Origin of the sequence: Klebsiella sp. P1927 (genome assembly GCF_018204675.1) — a bacterium.
Taxonomy (GTDB): Bacteria; Pseudomonadota; Gammaproteobacteria; order Enterobacterales; family Enterobacteriaceae; genus Klebsiella; species Klebsiella pneumoniae.
The window spans coordinates 92,650-107,943 of the sequence record NZ_CP073377.1; the positions used below are offsets into that span (position 1 = coordinate 92,650).

The 15,294-nt window shown below is 53.1% G+C and carries 22 protein-coding genes; 16 read left to right on the plus strand and 6 right to left on the minus strand.

Annotated features, from left to right (window positions below):
• Nucleotides 1–4: 4 nt before the first annotated feature.
• The 10 genes from secY to KB892_RS00545 all read left to right on the plus strand — a co-directional run bounded on the left by secY (nt 5) and on the right by KB892_RS00545 (nt 5,732).
• Nucleotides 5–1,336: a preprotein translocase subunit SecY gene (gene secY, locus KB892_RS00500; RefSeq protein WP_002919515.1), complete on the plus strand. Its 1,332-nt coding sequence runs from the start codon at nt 5–7 to the stop codon at nt 1,334–1,336.
• Between the two features lie 33 nt (nt 1,337–1,369).
• Entirely contained in the window at nt 1,370–1,486 is a 117-nt protein-coding gene (gene rpmJ / locus KB892_RS00505) for a 50S ribosomal protein L36 (RefSeq protein ID WP_000868187.1), read from the plus strand.
• 146 nt (nt 1,487–1,632) lie between these two features.
• A complete protein-coding gene (gene rpsM, locus KB892_RS00510) occupies nt 1,633–1,989 on the plus strand; it encodes a 30S ribosomal protein S13 (RefSeq protein WP_002919259.1) in 357 nt (118 codons plus the stop codon).
• Nucleotides 1,990–2,005: 16 nt separating this feature from the next.
• Nucleotides 2,006–2,395, plus strand: coding sequence for a 30S ribosomal protein S11 (gene rpsK, locus KB892_RS00515; RefSeq protein ID WP_002919257.1), 390 nt, complete (start codon nt 2,006–2,008; stop codon nt 2,393–2,395).
• 33 nt (nt 2,396–2,428) lie between these two features.
• Nucleotides 2,429–3,049: a 30S ribosomal protein S4 gene (gene rpsD / locus KB892_RS00520; RefSeq protein WP_002919224.1), complete on the plus strand. Its 621-nt coding sequence runs from the start codon at nt 2,429–2,431 to the stop codon at nt 3,047–3,049.
• A gap of 25 nt (nt 3,050–3,074) precedes the next feature.
• Entirely contained in the window at nt 3,075–4,064 is a 990-nt protein-coding gene (locus tag KB892_RS00525; protein WP_002919219.1) for a DNA-directed RNA polymerase subunit alpha, read from the plus strand.
• A gap of 40 nt (nt 4,065–4,104) precedes the next feature.
• Complete coding sequence (gene rplQ, locus KB892_RS00530; RefSeq protein WP_002919206.1) at nt 4,105–4,491, plus strand: 50S ribosomal protein L17; 387 nt, start codon at nt 4,105–4,107, stop codon at nt 4,489–4,491.
• Between the two features lie 108 nt (nt 4,492–4,599).
• On the plus strand, nt 4,600–4,968 hold the full coding sequence (locus tag KB892_RS00535; RefSeq protein WP_002919204.1) for a DnaJ family domain-containing protein: 369 nt from the start codon (nt 4,600–4,602) through the stop codon (nt 4,966–4,968).
• 2 nt (nt 4,969–4,970) lie between these two features.
• Nucleotides 4,971–5,396: a Zn(2+)-responsive transcriptional regulator gene (gene zntR / locus KB892_RS00540; RefSeq protein WP_002919201.1), complete on the plus strand. Its 426-nt coding sequence runs from the start codon at nt 4,971–4,973 to the stop codon at nt 5,394–5,396.
• 57 nt (nt 5,397–5,453) lie between these two features.
• Nucleotides 5,454–5,732: an alternative ribosome-rescue factor A gene (locus tag KB892_RS00545; protein ID WP_004145324.1), complete on the plus strand. Its 279-nt coding sequence runs from the start codon at nt 5,454–5,456 to the stop codon at nt 5,730–5,732.
• Here the strand turns inward: KB892_RS00545 and mscL are convergent.
• The 5 genes from mscL to def form a co-directional block, all read right to left on the minus strand.
• Nucleotides 5,668–6,081 carry a large-conductance mechanosensitive channel protein MscL gene (gene mscL, locus KB892_RS00550; protein ID WP_004145325.1) on the minus strand — a complete coding sequence of 138 codons (414 nt, stop codon included), beginning with the start codon at nt 6,079–6,081 and terminating at the stop codon, nt 5,668–5,670. The two genes, KB892_RS00545 and mscL, sit on opposite strands and share 65 nt — an antisense overlap.
• A 140-nt stretch (nt 6,082–6,221) precedes the next feature.
• The gene (trkA, locus tag KB892_RS00555; protein ID WP_002919153.1) at nt 6,222–7,598 is read right to left on the minus strand and encodes a Trk system potassium transporter TrkA; all 1,377 of its coding nucleotides are present in this window, start codon (nt 7,596–7,598) and stop codon (nt 6,222–6,224) included.
• Nucleotides 7,599–7,611: 13 nt separating this feature from the next.
• Nucleotides 7,612–8,907, minus strand: a complete 1,296-nt coding sequence (gene rsmB / locus KB892_RS00560; protein WP_002919150.1) for a 16S rRNA (cytosine(967)-C(5))-methyltransferase RsmB — start codon at nt 8,905–8,907, stop codon at nt 7,612–7,614.
• A 52-nt stretch (nt 8,908–8,959) separates the two neighbouring features.
• Nucleotides 8,960–9,907, minus strand: coding sequence for a methionyl-tRNA formyltransferase (gene fmt, locus KB892_RS00565; RefSeq protein ID WP_002919147.1), 948 nt, complete (start codon nt 9,905–9,907; stop codon nt 8,960–8,962).
• Between the two features lie 14 nt (nt 9,908–9,921).
• Nucleotides 9,922–10,431 (minus strand): peptide deformylase, encoded by a 510-nt coding sequence (gene def, locus KB892_RS00570; RefSeq protein WP_002919144.1) that lies wholly within the window; start codon nt 10,429–10,431, stop codon nt 9,922–9,924.
• Between the two features lie 128 nt (nt 10,432–10,559).
• Here def and dprA point away from each other — a divergent pair, with 128 nt between their 5' ends.
• From dprA to KB892_RS00600, 6 genes are read left to right on the plus strand one after another with little or no spacing between them, the layout of a single operon-like run.
• On the plus strand, nt 10,560–11,684 hold the full coding sequence (gene dprA / locus KB892_RS00575; protein WP_002919139.1) for a DNA-protecting protein DprA: 1,125 nt from the start codon (nt 10,560–10,562) through the stop codon (nt 11,682–11,684).
• A complete protein-coding gene (smg, locus tag KB892_RS00580) occupies nt 11,656–12,129 on the plus strand; it encodes a DUF494 family protein Smg (protein ID WP_002919137.1) in 474 nt (157 codons plus the stop codon). The genes dprA and smg overlap by 29 nt, the downstream gene beginning before the upstream one ends.
• 25 nt (nt 12,130–12,154) lie before the next feature.
• Nucleotides 12,155–12,697, plus strand: a complete 543-nt coding sequence (locus KB892_RS00585; protein ID WP_004145330.1) for a DNA topoisomerase family protein — start codon at nt 12,155–12,157, stop codon at nt 12,695–12,697.
• A 4-nt stretch (nt 12,698–12,701) separates the two neighbouring features.
• Nucleotides 12,702–13,274: an L-threonylcarbamoyladenylate synthase type 1 TsaC gene (tsaC, locus tag KB892_RS00590; protein WP_002919132.1), complete on the plus strand. Its 573-nt coding sequence runs from the start codon at nt 12,702–12,704 to the stop codon at nt 13,272–13,274.
• Between the two features lie 3 nt (nt 13,275–13,277).
• Complete coding sequence (gene aroE / locus KB892_RS00595; RefSeq protein WP_002919126.1) at nt 13,278–14,096, plus strand: shikimate dehydrogenase; 819 nt, start codon at nt 13,278–13,280, stop codon at nt 14,094–14,096.
• Nucleotides 14,093–14,350, plus strand: coding sequence for a DUF1488 family protein (locus tag KB892_RS00600; RefSeq protein ID WP_002919125.1), 258 nt, complete (start codon nt 14,093–14,095; stop codon nt 14,348–14,350). Before aroE ends, KB892_RS00600 begins: the two co-directional genes overlap by 4 nt.
• Here the strand turns inward: KB892_RS00600 and KB892_RS00605 are convergent.
• Complete coding sequence (locus KB892_RS00605; protein WP_002919123.1) at nt 14,326–14,880, minus strand: gamma carbonic anhydrase family protein; 555 nt, start codon at nt 14,878–14,880, stop codon at nt 14,326–14,328. The genes KB892_RS00600 and KB892_RS00605 overlap by 25 nt on opposite strands.
• Nucleotides 14,881–15,294: the final 414 nt, after the last annotated feature.

Genomic DNA, 15,294 nt, shown 5'->3' on the forward strand with positions numbered 1-15,294 from the left:
GCAGATGGCTAAACAACCGGGATTAGATTTTCAAAGTGCCAAAGGTGGCCTTGGCGAACTGAAACGCAGACTTCTGTTTGTGGTCGGTGCGCTGATAGTGTTCCGTATTGGCTCTTTTATTCCGATCCCTGGTATTGATGCCGCTGTACTTGCCAAACTGCTTGAGCAACAGCGAGGCACCATCATTGAAATGTTCAACATGTTCTCTGGTGGTGCTCTCAGCCGTGCTTCTATCTTTGCGCTGGGGATTATGCCGTACATTTCGGCATCGATCATCGTGCAGCTGCTGACGGTGGTTTATCAACCGCTGGCGGAACTGAAGAAAGAAGGGGAGTCTGGTCGTCGTAAGATCAGCCAGTACACCCGCTACGGTACTCTGGTGCTGGCGATATTCCAGTCGATCGGTATTGCTACCGGTCTGCCGAATATGCCTGGTATGCAAGGCCTGGTGATTAATCCAGGCTTTGCATTCTATTTCACCGCTGTTGTCAGTCTGGTCACAGGGACTATGTTCCTGATGTGGCTCGGCGAACAGATCACTGAACGTGGTATCGGTAACGGTATCTCGATCATTATCTTCGCCGGTATCGTTGCGGGACTCCCGCCGGCCATCGCCCATACTATCGAGCAAGCGCGTCAAGGCGACCTGCACTTCCTCCTGTTGCTGTTGGTTGCAGTATTAGTATTTGCAGTGACCTTCTTTGTTGTATTCGTTGAGCGTGGTCAACGCCGCATTGTGGTAAACTACGCGAAACGTCAACAGGGTCGTCGTGTCTATGCTGCACAGAGCACACATTTACCGCTGAAAGTGAATATGGCGGGGGTAATCCCGGCAATCTTCGCTTCCAGTATTATACTGTTCCCGGCAACCATCACGTCATGGTTCGGGGGTGGTACTGGTTGGAACTGGCTGACAACAATTTCGCTGTATTTGCAGCCTGGGCAACCGCTTTATGTGTTACTCTATGCGTCTGCAATCATCTTCTTCTGTTTCTTCTACACGGCGTTGGTTTTCAACCCGCGTGAAACAGCAGATAACCTGAAGAAGTCCGGTGCATTTGTACCAGGAATTCGTCCGGGAGAGCAAACGGCGAAGTATATCGATAAAGTGATGACTCGCCTGACTCTGGTTGGTGCGTTGTACATTACTTTTATCTGCCTGATCCCGGAGTTCATGCGTGACGCGATGAAAGTGCCGTTCTACTTCGGTGGGACCTCGCTGCTTATCGTTGTTGTCGTGATTATGGACTTTATGGCTCAAGTGCAAACTCTGATGATGTCCAGTCAGTATGAGTCTGCATTGAAGAAGGCGAACCTGAAAGGCTACGGCCGTTAAAACTGGTCGCCCGAGAAGTTACGGAGAGTAAAAATGAAAGTTCGTGCTTCCGTCAAGAAATTATGCCGTAACTGCAAAATCGTTAAGCGTGATGGTGTCATCCGTGTGATTTGCAGTGCCGAGCCGAAGCATAAACAGCGCCAAGGCTGATTTTTTCGCATATTTTTCTTGCAAAGTTGGATTGAGCTGGCTAGATTAGCCAGCCAATCTTTTGTATGTCTGTACGTTTCCATTTGAGTATCCTGAAAACGGGCTTTTCAGCATGGTGCGTACATATTAAATAGTAGGAGTGCATAGTGGCCCGTATAGCAGGCATTAACATTCCTGATCACAAACATACCGTTATCGCTTTAACCGCTATTTTCGGTATCGGCAAAACCCGTTCTAAAGCCATCTGCGCTGAAACGGGCATCGCTGAAAATGTTAAGATCAGTGAGCTGTCTGAAGAACAAATTGATATTCTGCGTGAAGCAGTAGGTAAATTTGTCGTTGAAGGTGATCTGCGCCGTGAAATCACCCTGAGCATCAAGCGTCTGATGGACCTTGGTTGCTACCGTGGTTTGCGTCATCGTCGTGGTCTCCCGGTTCGCGGTCAGCGTACCAAGACCAACGCACGTACCCGTAAGGGTCCGCGTAAACCGATCAAGAAATAATCGGGGTGATTGAATAATGGCAAAGGCACCAATTCGTGCACGTAAGCGTGTAAGAAAACAAGTCTCTGACGGCGTGGCTCATATCCATGCTTCTTTTAACAACACCATCGTTACCATCACTGATCGTCAGGGTAACGCACTGGGTTGGGCAACAGCCGGTGGTTCCGGTTTCCGTGGTTCTCGCAAATCCACTCCGTTCGCAGCTCAGGTTGCAGCAGAGCGTTGCGCAGAAGCCGTAAAAGAATACGGCATCAAGAATCTGGAAGTTATGGTCAAAGGTCCGGGTCCGGGTCGCGAATCTACCATTCGTGCACTGAACGCCGCTGGTTTCCGCATCACTAATATTACTGATGTGACTCCGATCCCTCATAACGGTTGTCGTCCGCCGAAAAAACGTCGCGTATAACGCTGCGTTTTCCAGGTTAGTTGGAGAAAGAAAATGGCAAGATATTTGGGTCCTAAGCTCAAGCTGAGCCGTCGTGAGGGCACCGACTTATTCCTTAAGTCTGGCGTTCGCGCGATCGATACCAAGTGTAAAATTGAACAAGCTCCTGGCCAGCACGGTGCGCGTAAGCCGCGTCTGTCTGACTATGGTGTGCAGTTGCGTGAAAAGCAAAAAGTTCGCCGTATGTACGGTGTGCTGGAGCGTCAGTTCCGTAACTACTATAAAGAAGCAGCACGTCTGAAAGGCAACACCGGTGAAAACCTGTTGGCTCTGCTGGAAGGTCGTCTGGACAACGTTGTATACCGTATGGGCTTCGGCGCCACTCGTGCTGAAGCACGCCAGCTGGTTAGCCACAAAGCGATTATGGTAAACGGTCGTGTTGTTAACATCGCTTCTTATCAGGTTAAAGCGAATGACGTTGTCAGCATTCGTGAGAAAGCGAAAAAGCAATCTCGCGTGAAAGCCGCTCTGGAGCTGGCTGAGCAGCGTGAAAAGCCAACCTGGCTGGAAGTTGATGCTGGCAAGATGGAAGGTACGTTCAAGCGTCAGCCGGAGCGTTCTGATCTGTCTGCGGACATTAACGAACACCTGATCGTCGAGCTTTACTCCAAGTAAAGCTTAGTACCAAAGAGAGGACACAATGCAGGGTTCTGTGACAGAGTTTCTAAAACCGCGCCTGGTCGATATCGAGCAAGTGAGTTCGACGCACGCCAAGGTGACCCTTGAGCCTTTAGAGCGTGGCTTCGGCCATACTCTGGGTAACGCACTGCGCCGTATTCTGCTCTCATCGATGCCGGGTTGCGCGGTGACCGAGGTTGAGATTGATGGTGTACTGCACGAGTACAGCACCAAAGAAGGCGTTCAGGAAGACATCCTTGAAATCCTGCTCAACCTGAAAGGGCTGGCGGTGAGAGTTCAGGGTAAAGATGAAGTCATCCTTACTTTGAATAAATCTGGCATTGGCCCTGTGACCGCAGCCGACATTACCCACGACGGTGATGTCGAAATCGTCAAGCCGCAGCACGTGATTTGCCACCTGACTGATGAGAACGCTGCTATTAGCATGCGTATCAAAGTTCAGCGCGGTCGCGGTTATGTGCCGGCTTCTGCCCGAATTCATTCGGAAGAAGATGAGCGCCCAATCGGCCGTCTGCTGGTCGACGCCTGCTACAGCCCTGTAGAGCGTATTGCCTACAATGTTGAAGCTGCGCGTGTAGAACAGCGTACCGACCTGGACAAGCTGGTCATCGAAATGGAAACCAACGGCACAATCGATCCTGAAGAGGCGATTCGTCGTGCGGCAACCATCCTGGCTGAACAACTGGAAGCTTTTGTTGACCTACGTGATGTACGTCAGCCAGAAGTGAAAGAAGAGAAACCAGAATTCGATCCGATCCTGCTGCGCCCTGTTGACGATCTGGAATTGACTGTCCGCTCTGCTAACTGCCTCAAGGCAGAAGCTATCCACTATATCGGTGATCTGGTACAGCGTACCGAGGTTGAGTTGCTGAAAACGCCGAACCTGGGTAAAAAATCTCTTACTGAGATTAAAGACGTGCTGGCTTCCCGTGGACTGTCTCTGGGCATGCGCCTGGAAAACTGGCCACCAGCAAGCATTGCTGACGAGTAACCGGATCACAGGTTAAGGTTTTACTGAGAAGGATAAGGTCATGCGCCATCGTAAGAGTGGTCGTCAACTGAACCGCAACAGCAGCCATCGCCAGGCTATGTTCCGTAACATGGCAGGTTCGCTGGTTCGTCATGAAATCATCAAGACGACCCTGCCGAAAGCGAAAGAACTGCGTCGCGTAGTTGAGCCGCTGATTACTCTTGCCAAGACTGATAGCGTTGCTAATCGTCGTCTGGCATTCGCCCGCACTCGTGATAACGAGATCGTGGCAAAACTGTTTAACGAGCTGGGCCCGCGTTTCGCGAGCCGCGCCGGTGGTTACACTCGCATTCTGAAGTGTGGCTTCCGTGCAGGCGACAACGCGCCGATGGCATACATCGAGCTGGTTGATCGTGCTGAGCCGAAAGCAGAAGCTGCTGCAGAGTAATCTGTAGTAACGTAAAAAAACCCGCCCTGGCGGGTTTTTTTATATCTACCCCATCCCCATTTCACTACACTATCTGTACTCTTTTTGTTCATCCCCTGGAGCCGTAGAATGTGGTTGCTGGATCAGTGGGCGGAACGTCATATCCTCGATGCCCAAACCAAAGGTGAGTTCGATAATTTACCCGGCAGCGGAGAACCGCTGACTCTCGATGACGATTCACATGTGCCGGCGGAGTTGCGGGCAGGCTATCGCCTTCTGAAAAATGCAGGATGTCTTCCTCCGGAACTGGAGCAACGCAAAGAAGCGTTGGCTCTGGCAGACTTACTGAACGGCGTCCGTCAGGACGATCCGCGTCATGCCGAACTTAGCAAACGCCTTGCCCTGCTCGAGCTGAAGTTACGTCAGGCAGGTCTGAACACCGACTTTTTACGCGGTGAGTACGCCGATGCGTTGCTGCAAAAAATAAATCAGGAGTAAATATGTATCGTATTGGTGAACTGGCAAAACTGGCCGACGTGACGCCTGATACCATCCGCTACTATGAAAAGCAGCAGATGATGGATCATGACATACGCACCGAGGGAGGATTTCGTCTGTACTCGGATAACGATCTTCAACGGCTGCGCTTTATTCGTTATGCCCGACAACTGGGTTTCAGCCTGGAAGCGATCCGCGAATTATTGTCGATCCGCATCGATCCGGAGCATCATACCTGTCAGGAGTCGAAAGGGATCGTTCAGGCGCGATTAAGTGAAGTTGAGGCGCGGATTAAAGAGCTACAGACGATGCGCCGCTCTCTGCAGCGGCTCAACGATGCCTGTTGCGGCACTGCCCACAGCAGCGTTTACTGTTCTATCCTTGAGGCCCTTGAACAAGGGGCCAGCAACGGCAATGGCGGACGTTGATTTTTTAAACGCGCGGATCTACACTCGCGCCGAGTTTATACATATACCGGAGTAACTATGAGTCGCTATCAGCATACTAAAGGACAAATTAAAGATAACGCCATTGAGGCACTTCTCCACGATCCGTTATTCAGGCAGCGCGTAGAGAAAAACAAGAAAGGGAAAGGAAGCTATCAACGTAAAGATAAACATGCAGGAAGGATTGATCGGGAGGCCAGTGGCAAGCAAGCGAATCGCTTTTTTACCACTGGCCTTCTGCTTTCTCTGCTGATTAAGAACGGTTGTTTTGTTCTTTCAGCAGATCGCGAATTTCGCTCAGCAGAACTTCTTCTTTAGAGGGAGCTGGCGGTGCCGCCGGAGCCTCTTCTTTCTTACGATTTAACTTATTCATCAATTTAATCGCCATGAAGATGGCAAACGCGACGATGATGAAATCGAAAACGTTTTGAATGAATACCCCATAATGCATCACCACAGCCGGGACATCGCCTTGGGCATCACGTAGCGTGACGGCAAACTGTTTAAAATCGATCCCGCCAATCAACAGGCCGAGTGGCGGCATAATAATATCCGCGACCAGTGATGAAACAATTTTACCGAATGCTGCACCGATGATCACACCCACTGCCAAATCGACAACGTTCCCGCGCATCGCGAATTCGCGAAACTCTTTTAAAAAACTCATTTTATTCTCCTTGTGCCAGCTGACGTTGTAAGTTTAACAAATGTATTTTCATTTGCCATTCCCAGCAGATAGTTACTGCAAAATATTAACCTTTGAATAATAAGGGATAATAAAAAGGCGCCTGTTCGGCGCCCTGGGAATTACAGGAAGAAAGGACTTGGCTGGAACAGCCTTTCGACATCGGAAATAAACTTCTTATCGGTCAAAAACATGATCACATGGTCGCCCTGCTCGATCCGTAGATTATTATTGGCGATCATCACGTCATTGCCCCGCACGACGGCGCCGATGATCGTGCCCGGTGGAAGTTTGATCTCATCGATCGAACGCCCGACTACCCGGGAGGTGCTCTCATCGCCGTGCGCGACTGCCTCGATCGCTTCTGCAACGCCGCGGCGCAAGGAGGAGACGCCGACAATATCAGCTTTACGGACATGACTGAGGAGTGCGGAAATTGTGGCCTGCTGAGGCGAAATCGCAATATCGATGACGCTACCCTGGACCAGATCCACGTAGGCTCTGCGCTGGATTAGCACCATCACTTTTTTCGCGCCCATTCGCTTGGCCAACATAGCCGACATAATATTGGCTTCGTCGTCGTTAGTGACGGCAATAAACAGGTCCACCTGGTCAATATGCTCTTCAGCCAACAGCTCCTGGTCCGATGCATCCCCGTAGAAGACGATAGTATGCTGCAGCTTTTCCGCCAGCTCAGCGGCTCGCTGCTGATTACGTTCGATAAGCTTAACGCTGTAATCTTTTTCCAGCTTATGGGCCAGACCCGCGCCAATATTGCCCCCGCCGACCAGCATAATACGCTTATACGGCTTTTCCAGTCGCTGCAGTTCGCTCATGACCGCGCGAATATGCTGCGAGGCGGCAATAAAGAAGACTTCATCTCCGGCCTCGACAATCGTCGAACCCTGCGGGCGGATGGGGCGATCGTGGCGGAAAATGGCGGCCACGCGCGTATCGATATGCGGCATATGCTCCCGCATAGTGGATAAGGCATTCCCCACCAGCGGGCCACCATAATAGGCTTTTACTACCGCGAGACTGACTTTTCCTTCTGCGAAGTTCACGACCTGCAGCGCGCCGGGATATTCGATCAGACGGTGGATGTTGTCGATGACCAGTTGTTCCGGAGCGATTAAGTGATCGATGGGTACCGCTTCAGAGTTGAAGAGCTTTTCCGCATCACGAACGTAATCAGGCGCACGAATACGCGCTATGCGGTTTGGCGTATTGAACAATGAATAAGCGACCTGGCAGGCCACCATGTTGGTTTCGTCCGAACTAGTGACCGCTACCAGCATATCGGCATCATCGGCCCCCGCCTCACGCAGTACGCGAGGGTGAGAGCCATGCCCCTGGACGACACGCAGGTCGAACTTATCCTGCAGGCTGCGCAGACGGTCGCCATTGGTATCAACCAGCGTAATATCATTGTTCTCGCCGACGAGGTTTTCCGCCAGCGTGCCGCCGACCTGGCCGGCGCCCAGAATAATAATCTTCATCTGCAGTGACCCATTAGTTCCGACGTTTGATTAGCTTAGCGTAAAAGAAGCCATCACCTTCTTCCACGCCCGGCAGATTTTGCTGCCCGGGGCTCGCCGGCGTGCCGGTTGCGTGAAGTTCTGCATCCGGAGTTCGCGCGAGGAAGGCGGCAATTTGCTGACCGTTCTCTTCCGGCAGAATAGAACAGGTTGCGTAAACCAGCGTGCCGCCTGGCTTCAGGTGCGCCCAGGTGGCATTGAGGATCTCGGCCTGCAGCTGGGCTAACTCGGCGATATCCCGATCCCGGCGCAGCCATTTGATATCCGGATGGCGGCGAATAACGCCGGTTGCGGAGCAGGGGGCATCCAGCAGAATACGATCGAACTGCTCATTGCCACACCACTGCTCAGGGAAGCGGCCATCGCCCTGCTTGACTTCGGCTTTCATGCCCAGCCGTTTCAGGTTGTCATAGACGCGGGACAGACGCTGTTCATCAATATCCACCGCCATGACCTGAGACTGGGGGGCGACTTCCAGAATATGCGTCGTTTTCCCGCCCGGTGCCGCGCAGAGATCGAGGATGCGTTCGCCATTTTTCGGCTGCAGGTAGCGCATACAGCCCTGGGCCGAGGCGTCCTGAACGGTTACCCAACCTTCATCAAATCCTGGTAACGCGTGGACCGGGGCAGGGGTGGCCAGGCGTACGGCGTCCGGATAATCAGGGTGGGTAAAGCCCTCTAAACCGGCCTCGTTAAGCAGGGCAAGCCACTCATCCCGGGAATGATGGTTGCGGTTAACGCGCAGCCACATCGGCGGGCGCTGGTTGTTCGCCTCGACGATCTCCTGCCACTGCTCCGGCCAGGCCTGCTGCAGGCGTTTCAGCAGCCATTTGGGATGAAGATAGCGGTTTTCATGCTCAGCAAATTCGGCTAACAACGCTTCCTGCTGGCGCTGGAACTGGCGTAGCACGCCGTTGATTAGCCCTTTAAGCTGCGGGCGTTTAATGGCCACCGCGCCTTCTACCGTTTCCGCCAGCGCGGCATGCGGGGGAATGCGGGTGTAGAGTAACTGATAGAGACCAACCATGATCAGAAAGTGCACGGTGCGCTGTTTGCCGGTCATCGGACGCGCCATTAGCTTGCTGATGAGCCACTCCAGCTGGCTTAGAGTACGTAGTACACCAAAGCACAACTCCTGCAGTAGCGCTTTATCTTTATCGCTGACTTTCTGCTGTAGAGGGGGCAGTACGTTGCTTAAAGACTGCCCTTTTTCAACAACTTGTTCGATAGCCTGGGCGGCCAGGCTGCGTAAATTTATATTCTTTTTCATAAGCGCAAAAATAAAAATGCCCGGCGAACCCGGGCTTCAGAAGAGACGACCGTCAGGCGAGACGGGTGCCAGGGATAAACCACTCCCGGCGGGAATTGAGTAAGTCCTGGGCGCTCATCGCTTTTTTACCCGCAGGCTGTAGCGACTCCAGGCTGAGGATCCCATCCCCCGTGGCGACCTGAATACCCTGTTTGGTTGCTGCCACGATAGTACCCGGTTCGGCGTGAGCGGCTTCGGCGATGACCGATGCCCGCCACACTTTTACCGGTTGTCCGTCAATTTCCAGCCAGCTCATTGGCCACGGATTAAACGCGCGGATGCAGCGTTCCAACTGCGCAGCGGAAAGCGACCAATCGATACGAGCCTCTTCTTTACTCAGCTTTTCGGCATGGCACACCAGCGATTCATCTTGTACTTCAGGCCGTGCGGTGCCGTTGACCAGCTGGGCTAACGTTGCCAGCAGCCCCTGCGGGCCGAGCTCGGCCAGCTTATCGTACAGGCTGCCGCTGGTATCCTCTGCGGTAATGGGGCAGGAAAGCTTATACAGCATATCCCCCGTATCAAGGCCGACGTCCATCTGCATGATGGTTACGCCAGTTTCGCTATCCCCCGCCCACAGTGAACGCTGAATTGGCGCTGCGCCACGCCAGCGCGGTAGCAGCGAGCCGTGAACGTTGATACAGCCCAGACGGGGCATCTCCAGCACCGCTTTAGGCAGAATCAGACCGTACGCCACTACCACCATAATATCGGCGCCGAGATCGGCGACTAACCGCTGGTTATCCTGCGGACGCAGGGAGGATGGCTGGAACACAGGTAAGTTATGGGCTTCTGCCAGCACTTTTACCGGGCTTGGCATCAATTTTTTGCCGCGACCAGCAGGGCGATCAGGCTGAGTGAATACGCCAACAACCTGATGTTCAGACGACAGCAGCGCATCAAGATGACGCGCTGCAAAATCAGGGGTGCCGGCGAAAATGATACGTAGTGATTGTGACACGGTATTCCTTGTTATCAGGCACGGGAACGTAAACGATCCAGTTTCTCTACCTTCTGACGAATGCGCTGTTGTTTGAGTGGTGACAGATAGTCAATAAACAGTTTGCCGACCAGGTGATCCATCTCATGCTGGATACAGATAGCCAGCAGGCCATCGGCCTCCAGTTCAAACGGCTTACCATCGCGCTCCAGTGCCCGGATCTTCACTTTTTCCGCACGCGGGACCAGGGCGCGCTGTTCAGGAATAGACAAGCAGCCTTCTTCAATACCGGTTTCGCCATCTTTCTCCAGCATTTCCGGATTAATTAATACCAGCTGCTCTTCACGATTTTCCGACACATCAATAACGATAATGCGCTGATGGATATCGACCTGGGTTGCGGCCAGACCGATGCCTTCCTCGGCGTACATGGTGTCGAACATATCATCGACGATACGCTGAATTTCCGCATTCACTTCTTTGACCGGCTCGGCGACTTTGCGAAGGCGCTCGTCCGGAATATGTAACACTTGCAAAACTGCCATAAAGTTCCAGAGTCGTATTCAGGAGTTGATAAGATTATTAGCTCTATTCTAGACAAAACCCCCTGCAATTGACAGTCTCACTGTCCAATCGCAAAGATTGTCAATACCGCTTATGGCAGGGGGTAAGGATGACGCCCGACGAGATTTGGCTGCGGCTGATGAAGGTCAGTAGCTTGTATGGCGACAGGATGGTAGAGATCGCTCAGCGCTTATGCGCAGCCGCCAGCGTTGATCGTGAAGCGCTGCATGCCGTCGGGATGACCGCGGCGCAGGCAAAGTTATTTTTCCGGCTTGACGAGCATGAGCTTGACGAGACGCGGCGCTGGCTGGGACAACCGGATCATCATCTGTTACGGGGTGACGATCCGCGCTATCCATTGCGGTTAAAGGCTATCGCTGATTATCCCGGCGCGTTGCTGGTCAGCGGCGGCCTCGCCCTGCTTCACAGCGCGCAGCTTGCCGTTATTGGCAGTCGCTCGCACTCCTGGTATGGCGCCCGCTGGGGGAAACTGTTCAGCGAAACGCTGGCGCAGAAAGGGATTACCATCACCAGTGGGCTGGCGTTAGGCATTGACGGGGTCGCGCACCGCGGCGCGCTGGCGGCGGAGGGTAAAACTATCGCGGTACTGGGCAATGGGCTGAGTCAGGTTTATCCGCGGCGCCATGCAACCCTCGCCCGGCAGATCATCGACAATGGCGGTACGCTGGTATCTGAATTTCCACTCATTACGCCGCCGCTTCCCGCACATTTCCCCAGGCGCAACCGGATTATCAGCGGCTTAAGCCTGGGCGTGCTGGTGATTGAGGCGGCGTTGCGAAGCGGATCGCTGGTCACCGTCCGCTGCGCCCTGGAGCAGGGAAGGGATGTGTTCGCCCTGCCTGGCCCGATAGGCAATCCGGGATCGGAAGGCCCGCACTGGTTAATTAAGCAAGGCGCGGTGCCAGTGACCTCGCCAGAGGATATTGTGGAATACTGGCATAACGAGCTGGCCTGGCTGACTGATACGTCTGATTCGATAAATATTTGCGTCGATCAGCCGTCTGTAGCATTGCCATTTCCGGAGCTCCTGGCTAACGTAGGAGATGAGGTAACACCTGTTGACGTTGTCGCTGAACGTGCCGGCCAATCTGTGCCAGTAACCGTAGCTCAGCTACTTGAACTGGAGTTAGCAGGCTGGATCGCAGCTGTACCCGGCGGCTATGTCCGATTAAGGAGGGCAAGCCATGTTCGACGTACTCATGTATTTGTTTGAAACTTACATCCATAGCGAAGCAGAAATGCGCGTGGATCAGGACAAACTGACGCGGGATCTTACCGATGCGGGTTTTGAGCGGGAAGACATCTATAACGCGTTAATGTGGCTCGAGAAACTGGCTGATTATCAGGAGGGTCTCGTTGAACCCATGCAGCTCGCTTCCGACCCGCTCTCTCTTCGGGTATATACCGAAGAGGAGTGCCAGCGTCTGGATGCCAGTTGCCGGGGGTTTTTACTCTTCCTCGAGCAGATTCAGGTGTTGAACCTCGAAACGCGAGAAATGGTGATAGAGCGCGTACTGGCGCTGGATACGGCAGAATTTGAGCTGGAAGACCTGAAATGGGTCATCCTGATGGTACTGTTCAATATCCCGGGCTGTGAAAACGCCTATCAGCAAATGGAAGAATTACTCTTCGAAGTAAATGAAGGTATGCTGCATTAATCTTTTGCAGCAACATCGAGTTGTTATGACCAAATCAGCACTGTTTTCGGTGCGTAAAAATGAGCCCTGCCCGCAGTGCGGGGCCGAACTGGTGATCCGTTCCGGGAAACATGGCCCGTTTCTCGGCTGTTCGCATTATCCGGACTGTGACTATATTCGTCCCCTGAAAAGCCAGGCGGACGGGCATATCGTTAAGGTGCTGGAGGGGCAAGAGTGCCCATCGTGCGGTGCGGTTATGGTGTTACGCCAGGGGCGTTTTGGGATGTTCATTGGCTGTAGCCGCTATCCGGAATGTGAACATACCGAGCTGATTGATAAACCCGATGAGACGGCTATCGCTTGCCCGCAGTGCGGACAAGGCCATCTGGTCCAGCGTCGTTCCCGTTTCGGTAAAACCTTTCACTCCTGCGATCGCTATCCTGATTGCCAGTTCGTTATCAATTTTAAACCGGTGGCGGGCGAATGCCCTGAATGCCATTACCCGCTGTTAATAGAAAAGAAGACGGCGCAGGGGCTCAGACGCTTCTGTGCCAGTAAACAATGTGGAAAGCCGATCCCGGCGGAATAAATCAGTGAACAATAACCTGCCCTCAGAAGCCGTCGCCCATGCCGTGGCGGTCCTGAAAAATGAACATGTCATCGCCTATCCCACCGAAGCCGTGTTTGGCGTCGGCTGCGACCCTGACAGCGAAACGGCCGTTATGCGCCTGCTGGAGCTGAAGCAGCGTCCTGTTGAGAAAGGATTGATCCTTATCGCCGCCAGCTTTGAGCAACTGAAGCCCTATATTGATGATTCACGGTTAAGTGACTCACAGCGGGAAGCCATCTTCTCTTGCTGGCCGGGACCGGTGACGTTTGTATTCCCGGCGCGTCCTGAAACGCCGCGCTGGCTGACTGGACGTTTTGATTCACTGGCCGTACGCGTGACTAACCATCCGCTGGTAATCGAATTGTGCGAAGCCTACGGAAAACCACTGGTTTCGACCAGCGCCAATCTCACCGGGCAACCACCGTGCCGTACTACCGCAGAGGTCCATGCTCAGTTTGGCGACAGCTTCCCGGTGGTGGATGGCGCCACGGGCGGCCGGCAAAACCCATCTGAAATCCGTGATGCCCTGACGGGTGAACTGTTCCGCCAGGGGTGAACCATGGAAACCTATGCCGTTTTTGGTAATCCGATCGCGCACAGCAAGTCGCCTGCTATTCATCAGCTGTTTGCCCGCCAGTTAGGAATTACTCATCCTTATGGACGTGTACTGGCGCCGCTGGACGATTTTGTCTCTTCTCTGAATCAGTTCTTTGCAGAAGGAGGAAAGGGGGCCAACGTCACCGTTCCTTTTAAAGAGGAAGCCTTTGCGCGTGCCGACGAACTGACAGAACGCGCAGCGCTGGCGGGAGCAGTAAACACCCTGAAACGCCTGGAAGATGGCCGTTTACTGGGGGACAACACCGACGGTATTGGTCTTCTGAGCGATCTGGAACGCCTGGGATTCATTAAGCCACGCCAACGGATCCTGCTTGTTGGTGCTGGTGGGGCATCTCGCGGTGTTCTTTTGCCGCTTCTGTCGCTGGGATGCGCCGTCACGATCGTGAATCGCACCTATTCTCGTGCCCGTGAGTTAGCCACTCTCTTCGCCCATACCGGGAGCGTTAGCGCAAGGGAGATGGATACCTTATCCGGGGAAACATTCGATCTGATCGTCAATGCGACGTCCAGTGGAATAGACGGTGATGTACCAGCTATCCCGGCATCTATTGTCAACGCTGACGTATATTGCTATGACATGTTTTACCAGAAAGGGCCGACACCGTTTCTTCACTGGTGCCAGCAATATGGCGCAGTTCACTGTGCCGATGGGCTGGGAATGCTGGTGGCGCAAGCCGCCCATGCTGTTCTGCTATGGCACGGCGTTCTGCCGGCTATCGCTCCGGTCATTGAAACGCTGCAGCAGGAACTGAATGCATGAATCAGGCGATTCAGTTTCCTGACCGGGAATCATGGGATGCCGAACGGCAGGGCGTGGTTTTTCCCGCGCTGGTGAATGGGATGCAATTAACCTGCGCAATTTCAGGGCAAATCCTGCAGCAGCGTTTCGGTGCAGAGGGGCCAGCGCAGTGGCTGGCCGCCTTCCAGGAACATCGTTGGGATCTAGAGGAAGAGGCAGAAGCATTGATCCGCGATGGTCAGGAAGATGCTCAGGGCTGGATCTGGTTATCCTGATCCAGGTACTCATTTTTCCATTTCACATAGTTATTTGCTGAATACTTGAGTCCTTCCCGTTCCGCCTCTGTCAGGGGGCGGATCTGTTTGACCGGATTGCCAAAGTAAAGGTAGCCGCTTTCCAGCTGTTTGTTCTGCGGTACCAGACTTCCCGCACCTATCATGACGTCGTCGCCAACGACGACACCATCTAATAAGATCGAACCCATGCCAACCAGTACGCGGTTGCCGATAGTGCAGCCGTGCAGCATCACTTTATGACCAACAGTTACATCCTCACCAATGATCAGCGGATTTCCCTCCGGCTTATAAGAGGACTTATGGGTCACATGGAGAACGCTACCGTCCTGAATATTGCTGCGTTGACCTATCGATACATAGTTGACGTCGCCGCGAATGGCCACCAGAGGCCAGACGCTGACGTCATCGGCAATTCTGACATCGCCGATGACGACGCTGGATGCGTCAATCATGACGCGAAGACCGATTTGTGGGAAAAATGCTTTGTAGGGGCGCAGCTGAGCAGACATATAGACCTCAAAAATACGGGAGCATAAGAAGACTTTGGTGGCTTTTATCTCCCTGTGCAACCCCTGAAAACGGTGAAAATTGAGCAAATCGTGCAATTACACGGCGAAAAGGGTGAAAAATCACCATTCAGAAAAAAAGATCGAAAAAAGGCTTGTGCAAAAAAATGGGATCCCTATAATGCGCTCCCACTGACACGGCGGATGTGAATCACTTCACACAAACAGCCGGTTCGGTTGCAGAGAAAAATCCTGAAAAACGGGTTGACTCTGAAAGAGGAAAGCGTAATATACGCCACCTCGCGACAGAGCGCTAAAGCGCGTCGCAACTGCTCTTTAACAATTTATCAGACAATCTGTGTGGGCACTCAAAGTGACATGGATTCTTAACGTCCTCGGACGAAAAATGAATACCAA